Origin of the sequence: Synechococcus sp. 65AY6A5, assembly GCF_002760415.1 — a bacterium.
Classification (GTDB): Bacteria; Cyanobacteriota; Cyanobacteriia; order Thermostichales; family Thermostichaceae; genus Thermostichus.
On sequence record NZ_AXUW01000001.1, the window covers coordinates 1,013,080 to 1,024,188 of the forward strand.

At 59.4% G+C, this 11,109-nt stretch carries 8 protein-coding genes, 2 tRNA genes and 1 pseudogene; 7 read left to right on the top strand and 4 right to left on the bottom strand.

Annotation, left to right across the window (positions count from 1 at the left end; all coding sequences use genetic code 11):
- Positions 1-135: 135 nt before the first annotated feature.
- From SYN65AY6A5_RS04755 to SYN65AY6A5_RS04770, 4 genes and pseudogenes are all read left to right on the top strand, one after another.
- Positions 136-271, top strand: a pseudogene (locus SYN65AY6A5_RS04755) (IS200/IS605 family transposase); the annotation flags it as partial.
- Positions 272-399: 128 nt separating this feature from the next.
- Positions 400-636 (top strand): DUF3148 domain-containing protein, encoded by a 237-nt coding sequence (locus SYN65AY6A5_RS04760; RefSeq protein ID WP_041438293.1) that lies wholly within the window; start codon positions 400-402, stop codon positions 634-636.
- A 203-nt stretch (positions 637-839) separates the two neighbouring features.
- On the top strand, positions 840-2,423 hold the full coding sequence (gene serA / locus SYN65AY6A5_RS04765; RefSeq protein WP_099812151.1) for a phosphoglycerate dehydrogenase: 1,584 nt from the start codon (positions 840-842) through the stop codon (positions 2,421-2,423).
- 102 nt (positions 2,424-2,525) lie between these two features.
- The gene (locus SYN65AY6A5_RS04770) at positions 2,526-3,839 is read left to right on the top strand and encodes a folylpolyglutamate synthase/dihydrofolate synthase family protein (protein WP_240527673.1); all 1,314 of its coding nucleotides are present in this window, start codon (positions 2,526-2,528) and stop codon (positions 3,837-3,839) included.
- Positions 3,840-3,901: 62 nt separating this feature from the next.
- Here SYN65AY6A5_RS04770 and SYN65AY6A5_RS04775 read toward each other — a convergent pair.
- Positions 3,902-3,975 (bottom strand) — tRNA-Pro (locus SYN65AY6A5_RS04775).
- 305 nt (positions 3,976-4,280) lie between these two features.
- On the opposite strand from SYN65AY6A5_RS04775, the gene SYN65AY6A5_RS04780 reads away from it, so the two are divergent.
- Positions 4,281-4,481: a hypothetical protein gene (locus SYN65AY6A5_RS04780; protein WP_041438291.1), complete on the top strand. Its 201-nt coding sequence runs from the start codon at positions 4,281-4,283 to the stop codon at positions 4,479-4,481.
- A 310-nt stretch (positions 4,482-4,791) separates the two neighbouring features.
- On the opposite strand, the gene SYN65AY6A5_RS04785 is transcribed toward SYN65AY6A5_RS04780, so the two are convergent.
- Positions 4,792-5,238, bottom strand: coding sequence for a hypothetical protein (locus SYN65AY6A5_RS04785; RefSeq protein WP_011430201.1), 447 nt, complete (start codon positions 5,236-5,238; stop codon positions 4,792-4,794).
- Positions 5,239-5,395: 157 nt separating this feature from the next.
- On the opposite strand from SYN65AY6A5_RS04785, the gene SYN65AY6A5_RS04790 reads away from it, so the two are divergent.
- Positions 5,396-5,468, top strand: a tRNA-Arg gene (locus tag SYN65AY6A5_RS04790).
- Here the strand turns inward: SYN65AY6A5_RS04790 and SYN65AY6A5_RS04795 are convergent.
- Complete coding sequence (locus SYN65AY6A5_RS04795) at positions 5,469-8,114, bottom strand: GAF domain-containing protein (protein ID WP_099812152.1); 2,646 nt, start codon at positions 8,112-8,114, stop codon at positions 5,469-5,471.
- A gap of 970 nt (positions 8,115-9,084) precedes the next feature.
- Between SYN65AY6A5_RS04795 and SYN65AY6A5_RS04800 the strand changes: the two genes are divergently transcribed.
- Positions 9,085-10,785, top strand: coding sequence for a primary-amine oxidase (locus SYN65AY6A5_RS04800; protein WP_240530398.1), 1,701 nt, complete (start codon positions 9,085-9,087; stop codon positions 10,783-10,785).
- Positions 10,786-10,797: 12 nt separating this feature from the next.
- Here SYN65AY6A5_RS04800 and SYN65AY6A5_RS04805 read toward each other — a convergent pair whose 3' ends face one another.
- A complete protein-coding gene (locus SYN65AY6A5_RS04805; protein ID WP_276307415.1) occupies positions 10,798-11,094 on the bottom strand; it encodes a zinc ribbon domain-containing protein in 297 nt (98 codons plus the stop codon).
- Positions 11,095-11,109: the final 15 nt, after the last annotated feature.

Below are 11,109 nucleotides of genomic sequence, written 5' to 3' on the forward strand. Positions count from 1 at the left end.
ACACCTTATTAGACTGTTGACACAAGTACTCTAATAGGGGGACTAGCTCCCTGTCTCTGACTCGAACCTGCTGACAGCCGCACTCCATCATTGTTGGCAAGCGGCATGACAACCGCAGTCTGACATGGGCAAGCGATAGTACGAGAGGAAAGTCAACGGTACAATCACTACAACCATGCTGTGGGGCTAGCGGTTGTTTATCTTATTTTTTGGCCAAAGAGTAAGGAAAGAGGTCTTGGTAGGAGAAGTCAGGGACAGGTTGTTTGAGCTATGAAACTATATCAACGACCCCCATCATGGGTAAGCGACTAAAGTGGCTAGCGGGCTTTTCCGCCCTGCACTCAAGTGCAGGGCTACCAAGCTATCCTTTTGTTGTGTAGCGTCGATGCTTGTGGGGTCATGTCTGAAGCTCAAGATTTGCTGCCGGTGGGGGCGAGGGTTGAGGTGGTAGAGATGCCTCCTTACTTGAAAACGGCTGACCCGATGCCGATGTTGCGCCCCGCCCATTTGATTCGGCTGCACGAACAAGGGGTGATCTTGCAGCGGCGGCTGTTGGGCACCTACAGTGTGCAGTTTGCCAATGGCATCTTTTTAATTGACGGCAAGTACCTGGCTCTTGTGGGATCCCGCCCGTGAGCGCCCCATCTCCGCCGGAGCTCAGGAGACTGGGACTTTTGCTCTTTGGGAGCTGCGGGTCTTGCGCGTGCCGGCGGACTTTCGCGGTAGATTAAAGGGTGCCGGCTGAGGTTGGGTCAACAGGGTGGCTGGGATCCAGCCTAGCTTGCAGTATTGGCTCTTCTGCTTCTGTTGCCCTACATCCGATTAGGCTATCGTCGCTTATGCCCAGAGTTATCGTCACGGATCCCATCGATCAGGCGGGGATCGACATCCTCTCCCAAGTGGCCCAGGTGGATGTGCAAACCGACCTTACGCCGGAGCAGTTGATCGCGGTCATTCCCAACTACGACGCCATCATGGTGCGCTCCGGCACGCGGGTCACCCGCGAGGTGATCGAGGCGGGGACGAACTTGAAAATCATCGGTCGGGCGGGGGTGGGCGTGGACAACATCGACGTGGCTGCCGCCACCAAAGCTGGGATCCTGGTGGTCAACTCCCCTGAGGGCAATACGATTGCTGCCGCCGAGCACGCCATCGCTCTGATGATGGCCCTCTCCCGCCACATCGCCGATGCCAATGCCTCTCTGAAAGCGGGCCAATGGAAGCGGCAGGAGTTTGTCGGGGTAGAAGTCTACAAAAAAACGCTGGGGATTGTGGGATTGGGTCGCATTGGATCCCATGTGGCCCAGATTGCCAAGGCGATGGGGATGCGGCTTTTGGCCTACGATCCCTACCTTTCGATGGAGCGGGCGGAGCAACTGGGGGTGCGCCTAGTGGATTTCAAAACCTTGGTGCAGGAGTCAGACTACATCACCCTGCATGTCCCCAAGACCCCTGAGACCACTAACCTGTTCAACGCTGAGACCTTCCGCATGATGAAGCCGACCGCCCGCCTGATCAACTGTGCCCGCGGCGGCTTGGTGGACGAGCAAGCCCTTTATGAAGCTCTCAAGTCCGGCCAAATTGCGGGGGCGGCCCTGGACGTCTTTGCCGACGAGCCCCTCAGCAAAGACTCACCTCTCCTTTCCTTGGGCAAGGAGATCCTGCTGACACCTCACCTGGGGGCCTCTACCGAGGAGGCGCAGGTCAACGTAGCCATCGACGTAGCCGAGCAGATCCGCGATGTGTTGTTGGGGCTGCCTGCCCGTTCTGCCGTGAACATCCCTGGCCTGCAGGCGGAGGTGCTGCAAAGCCTCAAGCCCTACCTGGACTTGGCGGAAACTTTGGGCAACTTAGTGGGCCAGTTGGCGGGGGATCGGGTGAGCCAGTTGGAGATCCGCCTCCAGGGATCCCTTGCGGAAAAAGATGGCCAGCCGATCGTCATCGCCGCGCTCAAGGGGCTTTTGACGCTGGCTCTGCGGGAGCGCGTCAACTACGTCAATGCTTCCATCGAGGCCAAGGAACGAGGCATTCGCGTGGTGGAGACGCGAGATCCCTCTTTGAAGGATTACTCCGGATCCCTGACGTTGATTGCCCACGGCCCCAACGGGGTGCGTTCTGTTTCGGGGGCGCTGATCGGGGAGCGGGAGGTGCGCATCACCCAGATCGACGAGTTCCCGGTGAATGTGCCCCCCTCCGCCAACATGCTGATGACCCTGCACCGGGATATGCCGGGGATCATCGGCCGCATCGGCACCCTGCTGGGGGCCTACAACGTCAATATCGCCAGCATGCAGGTGGGGCGCAAGATCATCCGCGGCGATGCGGTGATGGTGCTCAGCCTCGACGATCCTCTGCCAGATGGGATCATCGAAGAGGTGTTGAAGCAGCCGGGTATTCGCGATGCTTTTGTGGTGAACCTTTGACGGCTTCTGCCGCCACTGGGGAAGTGCGCAACCGGCCTGAGCAGAGGGGAGGGCAATCTCTTTGCTGGGGTTGGTGGGGATATCTTGAGTTGAGGTGAACGCTTGAGTCCGAATCACTTGCCGCCGACGGGTGGGATCTCAACCTGGGATTGGCCGGGGTTTCTGGAGTCGCTAGGCCACTTTGGCGTCGACCTCAGCCTGGATCGCATGCAGGTTTTGCTGCAGCGCCTGGGCCAGCCCCAAGCCGGGATCCCAGCCATCCACGTGGCCGGCACCAACGGCAAGGGATCCGTCTGCGCCTGGGTCAGCCACGCGCTGTGGGCGGCGGGCTATCGCGTCGGTCGCTACACCTCTCCCCACCTGGTCAATTGGCGGGAGCGGATCTGGCTGAGCGGCGAGTACATTTCGCCAGGCGACTGGAGCCGGGTGTTGGCCCAAGTGCGAGATTGCCTGCAGACCTACGCTCCAGGCGAGGCTTCCCCCACCCAGTTCGAGGCCATTACCGCCGCTGCCTGGCTGTACTTTCGGCAGCAGAAGGTGGACATTGCCGTGATGGAAGTGGGGCTGGGGGGGCGGCTGGATGCCACCAACGCCGGCATCGAGCCGGTAGTGACCGCCATTACCTCCATCGGCTGGGATCATTGGCAGCGTCTGGGCAACAGCCTGGCGCAAATTGCCTTTGAAAAAGCCGGCATTCTCAAGCCGGGGATCCCGACTGTGTGCGCGCCCCAACCCCCTGAGGTGATGGCCGTGATCCGGGCTAGAGCCGAGCAGACGGGCAGCCCCCTGCGGGTGGTGGAGCCCCTGCACTGGGCCGGTCCTCAGACTGTCTGCTGGCGGGATCAGGTGCTTACCCTGCCTCTTGCCGGTGAGGTGCAACTGATCAATGGGGCGGTAGCTCTGGCCGTTGTGGAGACCCTGCAGGAACAGGGTTGGCGGATCCCAGATGTCGCTGTCGAGAAAGGATTTGCCCTCACCCGTTGGCCGGGTCGCCTACAGTGGGTGCAAATTGGCTCCCGCCAGCTGCTGCTGGATGGGGCCCACAACTTGCCCGCCGCCCAGGCGCTGCGCCGCTACCTAGATGAGCACCAGCCCGGCCCCCTCACCTGGTATATGGGCATTCTCACCACCAAAGACGTCAAGGGCATGCTCGCCACCCTGCTGCGGCCGGGGGATCGCTTCTTCGCCCTGCCCCTCTTCGGCCACGCCGGAACCCATCCGCAAGAACTGGCCCACCTGGCCCAGATCTTGCAGCCCCATCTTCGCTCTGTCCAGGCGCTGCCGGATCTTGCCGCTTTACAAGCCCAACTGCAGCAGCCGGCTGACCTCGACGAGCCGCCCGCGGTTATCTGTGGATCCCTATACCTCTTGGGCCAGGTGATGCAAGCTTGCCTGGGATGGGATCTGGCCTGCTGAGGTTCCTGCCACCAGTTTGGCCGAGCGCCCGGAGACCCCTAGCGCTTCCCCTACCGGCCCCATCGGGATGACAGGATTTGAACCTGCGGCCCTCTGCTCCCAAAGCAGATGCGCTACCAAGCTGCGCTACATCCCGCTCTTGTAATTATGGCAGATGATCAGCTAGAAAGCGCAGGAGCCCCGCCCTGTACCTCCCTAGATCCCCCCGCCCCCCTGCCCCCCGTATATGGGGGGTTGGGGGGGAAGGGGGGCGGTCGGAGCCGGGTAGTGTACGCCAGAGACGAAGAAAGTGTAACGATTTCTCCAACAATTTCGCCGATGTTCTTTAAGAGATTTTGGGGAAGCCAGACAAACTTTTGCGTTATCTGACAAGAAGGTGAAGGAGAAGGGGAGGTTCTGGCTCCTGCGGTAGAAAGGTAGTGGGGCGAGTTGGCCTTGTCTATGTCCGATGAGCTGCTGCGTGCAATCCGCAGACGCGACCTAGAGGCCGCCACCTCAGCCGTGCAGCGCTTGCGTTCCCGCCACCTGAGCGAGGCTGTGATTACCTCGATGGTGATGGTGGCCGTGGAGCGACTGGCCTGGGATGAAGGCGATCGGGCCGCTGCCAGTTGGTTGCTACGTCACTGCTCCAGACGGCGCTGAAGGGATCCGGGCCGAGCGAACGCCTAAAGCACCTGCTGCTCGCGGAGAACCTCGGCCAGCAACCCCGCCAGGGAAGCGGCGATCCCGACCATCGAACACTAGCTCTGCCGTATTGCCCTCCCGGCCAAGGATGAGGATCCCTGGACGGAACACCTCCAGATTTTCAGCTAGAAACCGCAGGAACCCCCCCTATCCCCCCGCCCCCCTGCCCCCCGTATACGGGGGGCGGTCGGAGCCGGGTAGTTTACAGACGAAAACTCATTATGCTCTATCCCTTCCCACCGTCTATACGGTGGGAAATTCCGCGCATTTAAGTGCGCGCCAGCCAGCGCCGCAGCGGATGCCAGGCGGGCAAAGACAAAATCCAGCGGGACTGGCGCTCCAGCATCAAGCGCTCAATAGGATAGAGCCCAAACAGCTCGTAGCGGCTTTGGGCGATCAAGATCCCCAGCGTGAAGCTGACGCAAAGCAGCAAACCAAAGGTGGGCCAGCCGGGCCGGTAAAATAGGGCATAGCGCAGGCCTGTCCAGGTGAAATGGTTCCACAAGCGAACAATATCTGCCCGCAGCGCCCAAAGGCTGGGGATCCCGACCAGCAGCCACAACAGGCCCAGAAAGAGGAAGCTGCCGCCATGGTAGAGGCGCAACAGGCGCCTGGCTGGCGGAGAGAGAGATTCCAGGCCGGGAGGGTTTTCCGACCCCCAGCCGCGAGCAGCCTTCTTTTCCTCGACTGAGCTAGGATCGCGAGGCGATGACATCGAGATCCCGGTTCTCCAAACCAAGACCTTGTCATGATAACTTTAGCGACTGGGATCCCCAAACGAAGCTCCTTGGGGGGCATTAAGAGAGCGGGTTAAGCCGCGTAGCCGACCTCAGAGAGGAAACTCCTCCAAGGATATAATGGCTCTGCAGCTTGCCTTGCTAGCTCAATGGATAGAGCACCGACCTTCTAAGTCGATGGTTGCAGGTTCGAGTCCTGCGCAAGGCGCTAGGTGGATTCGCCTGGGATCCCGGCTTGTGGCGTTCGACTTTGAGAGGGGCACCACACTCGAAAGATGACTTGGCCAGAGTGACTTGCCACCGTCAGGGATCCCTCCAAGATCTCCATAGCCTTTTTGGCCAACGCCAGGCCCAGGCCCGTTCCCCCGGCCTTGCGGCGATCCAACTGCGGGATACGGTAAAACTTCTCAAACAAGCGGGGCAGCGCCTCTGGAGGAATTTCCACCCCTGTATTGCCCACCTCGATCAGCCAGCCGGGACGGCCCTGTTGATGGCTCTGGCTAAAGCGCAAACAGATGCTTTCCCCAGCCGGCGTGTACTTGCAGGCGTTGTTCAAAAGTTCGCCCACCACCCGCGACAACAGGCTCTCATCCGTGCAGAGGGGCAAAAGGTCGGGATCCCATTCCACCTGGAACTGTTGGCCCTGCTGGGCAGCTCGCAGCCGGAAGGGCTCGGAAAGATTGGGGATCCCCTCTTGAGGAGATAACCAGGTCAGCTTGAGATCCCTATTTCCGGCTTCAATAGCTTGCAATTCCAAGAGCTCGTTGATCAAGTCCAGCTCGCGGTTGGTCTCCATCTCCAAAATCTGCAAGTAGCGCTGTTCCCGCTCGGTCAGGTTGGCCCTCGATAAAAACCCAATCGCCAGCTTCATGTTGGTCAGAGGCGTGCGCATCTCGTGGGAGACCATGTGCAGAAACTCGTCCTTGAGGTGGTTGAGCTCCTGCAACTGCTGCACCTGCTGCTGCACGGTTTGGTAAAGCCGAGCCTGGCGAATGGCAATTGCACATTGGCCGGCCACCCGCTGCATCAGGCGTTGCTTCCGCTCGCCAAACACCTGCCCCGGCGGACGGGATCCGCAAATATTTCCCAAAAGCAGCGAGTCTTTTTGCTGGCCTGTTCGATCCCGCAAATCGCAGATGGGAACCACCAGCAGGGTATGGCGCTCGTAGCCGGGCCAGCAGGGGTGGCCAAGGTTGCTGAAATAGCAGAACTGCCCACCCCGAAGCTGCTGGAGCACCTCGGCAAAATCGGCAAAGGGGATCTCCAGGGGAAAACGGCGGATCCCTTGGTCGGGCCGATAGTCCACCGCCAAAACGCTGGCCTGTCGTTCTGGGTCGTGCAGGGCAATCCTGCAGCCGGAAAGACCCAGCCTGAGGGCCAGTTCTTGCGCCACGGTTTCCAAAATCTTTTGCTCGTCTAGGCTGGAGCGAATTTCTTCCGTGATCAGTTGCAGCAGGGCCTCGTCTTCGTAGGCTTGCTGCAGTTGGCCGTTGCGCACCCGCACTTGGTAATCCAATTCGGCGTTGGTTTGCTGCAGCTTTTGATAAAGTTCGGCCTGGTGGATGGCCACTCCCAGGTGATCGCCAATCGCTATGGCCAGCTCGATCTCCTCCGCTTGCCAGTCCGGCTCAGAGATCAAGCGCCCTAGGGCTAGGGCGCCCCAAAGCTTTCCTTGGCAGGCCACGGGGATCCCCAGCCAGGGGCCGAGTTGGTGGTCTTGCCTTTCCTGCAGCGCAAACGAATCGGCAACCTGCTGCGGATCCCGCACGTGAAAAACCTGCAGCCGCTTCAACTGCTGGATGGCTGGGATCTCTGGATCATCCGGTATGCGCAGGTGAAGGAAGCTGGGCACCTCAGGAGAGCGGACATGGCCGACAATGGCCACCCACACCCGCTCCTCAGGTAGATATTGGTAAAGGGTAACCCGCGCTGCCTGCAAAACCTGGCCTACTTCCTGCACGGCTACCTCAAAGAGGGTCGGCAGATCCAGGGAGCCGTTGATGGCTTGCATCAGCCGGTTGAACAGTTTTTCCCGCTGCACCTGTTGCTGCAGCTTCAGCTCGGCTTGCTTGCGGGCAGTAATATCCCTCACCATCACCAGCATTTGCTCGTTCTCGAAAGGCACAAAACGAGCCTGCCGATACTGAGGCTCAGAAGAGCATTCCGTCCAGCAGTACTCCATCTCCTGGATTTGCTGGGTGGCAAAGGCCAGCTCCAGATGCTGGCGAACGGCTTGGGCTTCCCCAGGGGGAAACAGCTCTTCCGGGGTTTTGCCCAAGTAATGGTCGGGGGGATACTGCGTCGGAAAGTTGCTGGGGGGCTTGATCTCCAAACATCGGCCCTGGCGGTCGAGGCGAAAGAGCATGTCGGGCAAAGCTTCCAGCATCTGCCGATAGTGGCACTCCCGTTCGGCCAAAGCCGCCTCCAGTTCCTTGCGCTCGGTGATGTCCAGCGTTACGCCCACAACATGGCTGGGATCCCCTTCCGGCCCCAAGAGCACAATGCCCTGGGAGAGGTACCAGCGCACCTGTCCGTTGGCTAAGCAGGCACGGTACTCGACGGCAAAGTTGGGATCCCCCTCCGTCGCCCTGCGCCCCGCCGACTGCAAAGCTTCCTTCACCCTTGGGCGATCTTCCGGGTGAACCCGCTCAAAAAACATCTCCAGGGTGAACTCCTCGCCGGGATCCAGCCCGTATTTGGCCTTGCATTGGGGAGAGGCACTCAACTCCCAGGTGCGCAAATCCAGTTGCCAATAGCCCAGTTGGGTGGCTTCCAGAGCCAAATAGAGATGCTCTGGATAAAAGCTGCCGTCTCCTGGCCGCACCGGCACCAGGCGGTATCGAGTTGAAGCCATCTCCCTCACCAGATTCTATGAGCCCTGCCTCATTGTGGACGATTTTCAGAGAACCTGGGAGATCCTACTATTCGAACTGTTAGAAATTCCTAACCTTAAGCATGGCTCCAGGGTAACTCTTAGATATGTGTTCTCCGACACCAAACCTTCAACTTGAGCTGGACTTCAACTTCACGGGGAGAAGGCCTAGGGTCACACCCTGCTGATGCGACCGGGAGGCTTTGGGCCGGGCTTGTGGGAAAGGGGGGTGCCTCTGCTATAGTGATGGTCGGTTGCGTTTCGGATCCCAAGCAGTGGGATCCCCCTGGCAGGTAGGGTTGGGGCAGGCTTCGAGATGTCTTTGCGCTCTTGCGAGAGTTGACGTTGCGTTGAGCTTTCTCGGTGTGATCCTGCCCTTAGCCTGCGTGAAGCGTTTTCTCTTTTTTTTTATGCTTTCCTGTGCAACGTTAAGCCTGACGTTTAATCACAGAAAACTTCTCCTGCTCTCGAGTTTGGGTTTATCTGTAGTAAGACCTGTATTCAGATTTTCCCGATGGGTTGACGGTTTCCTGTTCGCCCTGGCGCGGCTTCTCAAGGTGCCGTTGCCCTCTTCATTTGGTTAGCGGACGGGGAAACAGAAGATTGCTAGATCTGGACAATTAGCAGGGCCGAGGTTGTCTTCACTTCCTTGGGCTTTGGCTTAAGTTTTCCTTTCCCCGGGTATCTCTTGCAAAGTTGCCCGATGTTGGCGATGGCAACAGGATAGTCTGTTTAGCCTGCTGTTAGGTTTTCTGGATTCTCTGAGTTGGGTTGATGGGCTGGCCCGCGGCATGGCGAGCGAAGGGATCCCTTTGACCTTTCTCAGCAGACTTCTCCCTATTTTTTCCTAGCTCAACTCAATCATTTTCCAACCGAAGAATTCAAGGTTATTGCTGTGGTTTGTGAAGTTTCTCCCAGTTTGCATCGACAGCATCAGTCGAGCGAACCTGCGTTGCCCCAAGGCCACCCCTTGGATCCCCTTAGCGCCGAGGAAATGCGGCAGGTGGTGCAGATCCTGCGCCGGCAACGGCCCCTCAGTTCTCAGTGGCGCTTTGTAACCATCCAGCTACACGAGCCGGATCGGCCTTGGATGGAAACTTGGCAGCCGGGGCAGCCGTGGGATCGGCAGGCTTTCGTGGTGCTGTTGGATCCGGCCAGTGGCAACACCTACGAAGCCGTGGTCTCTCTGTCAACACAGCAGGTGCGCTCTTGGCAGCTCATTCCGGGCGTGCAGCCCCCCCTGTTGGATGATGAGGTGTACGCCTGCGACCGCCTGCTCAAGGAGGATCCCCAGTTTTTAGCGGCTTTGCAGCGCCGAGGCATTGCCGATGTGGATTTGGTGATGGTGGACTACTGGACGGTGGGCTACTTTGGGATCCCGGAAGAAGAAGGGCGGCGGCTGGTGCGAGGCTTTTGTTTCCTACGTACTTCCCCTTGCGACAACGGCTATGCCCGCCCCATCGAGGGGCTCTACCCCTGGATTGACCTCAACCGCATGCAAGTTGTCAAGGTGGAGGATCGGGGTCTGTGGCCCTTGCCGCCGGAGTCCGGTAACTTCGACGAGCTGTTTTTCAAAGATTTTCGCCAAGACTTGAAGCCGCTAGAAATCACTCAGCCCCAAGGGGTGAGCTTCCAGGTGGACGGCCACCACATCCGCTGGCAGAAGTGGGATCTGCGCATCAGCTTTAACCCGCGAGAGGGGCTCGTCCTCCACCAGGTGAGCTACGAGGATCAAGGCCGCCTTCGCCCCATTCTCTACCGCGCCTCGGTAGCCGAGATGGTGGTGCCCTACGGGGATCCGCGGGATCCCCACTGCCGCAAGAACGCCTTTGACGTGGGGGAATACGGCATTGGCATGCAGGCCAATTCCCTGCGGCTGGGCTGCGACTGTCTGGGGGAAATCTACTACTTCGATGCCTGGCTGCCCACCAACAGCGGTGAGCCCATGCTTTTGAAAAATGCCGTCTGCATGCACGAGGAGGATTTTGGCATCCTTTGGAAGCACACCGACTGGCGCACGGAACGGGCGCAGGTGCGGCGCTCGCGGCGGCTGCTGCTTTCCTTTTTCACCACCATTGGCAACTACGACTACGGCTTTTTCTGGTACTTCTACCAGGATGGCACGCTGGAGTTTGAAGCCAAGCTCACCGGCATCATCAACACTTGCGCCACGTTGCCGGGGGAAGAGCCGGAGTTTGGCGTCTTGGTGGCACCCCAATTGTCTGGCCTCAACCACCAGCACTTTTTCACTGTCCGCCTCGATATGGCGGTGGATGGGCCGTGCAACTCCCTCTATGAAGTGCATGCAGAACCTCTGCCTCTGGGGCCGGATAACCCTCACGGCAACGCCTTTCGCGCCCGCTCCACCCTGCTCAAAACCGAGCAGGAAGCTAAGCAAACGGTGGATCCCTTGCGGGGGCGCTACTGGAAGATTGTCAACCCCAACCGCCACAATCGCCTGGGGCAGCCGGTGGCCTACAAGTTGATCCCAGGAGAAAATGTCCAGCTCCTGGCCCACCCCGACTCCTGGCTGTATCGACGGGCGGGGTATTTGGCCCACCACCTCTGGGCCACACCCTATCACCCTGGCGAAAAGTTCCCGGCGGGGGACTACCCCAACCAACACCCCGGTGGGGAAGGGCTGGTGAAGTGACATCTTCTCCCGCTAAGCCCTGACGGGCTGTAGACGGGAGTTTCCGAGAATCACTTCTCGGAGTTGCTGCTTCAACGGACTGGTAAACCAGGATCCTCCACAGCCAGAGAGCGGCAGTCCCACCGCCCTGAGTCCACGCTTCAAAATCTCGATAGCAGCGTTCAAGTCTCTGTCCCACGACCCACAACGGGGGCAATCATGCACCCGTTCCGACAAGGCCTTGGGAACACGCTCCTCACAAACACAACAATTTTGGGACGTACCAGGGGGATCCACTCTCAACACCTGTTTGCCGCGTTTGACCGCCACTGCTGTCAGAATGTC

Bases quoted from the DNA above. Each gene is read 5' to 3' on its own strand.
- SYN65AY6A5_RS04795 (WP_099812152.1), bottom strand. From the start codon at position 8,114: ATGGCTTCAACTCGATACCGCCTGGTGCCGGTGCGGCCAGGAGACGGC.
- serA (WP_099812151.1), top strand. From the start codon at position 840: ATGCCCAGAGTTATCGTCACGGATCCCATCGATCAGGCGGGGATCGAC.
- SYN65AY6A5_RS04785 (WP_011430201.1), bottom strand. From the start codon at position 5,238: ATGTCATCGCCTCGCGATCCTAGCTCAGTCGAGGAAAAGAAGGCTGCT.
- SYN65AY6A5_RS04760 (WP_041438293.1), top strand. From the start codon at position 400: ATGTCTGAAGCTCAAGATTTGCTGCCGGTGGGGGCGAGGGTTGAGGTG.
- SYN65AY6A5_RS04780 (WP_041438291.1), top strand. From the start codon at position 4,281: ATGTCCGATGAGCTGCTGCGTGCAATCCGCAGACGCGACCTAGAGGCC.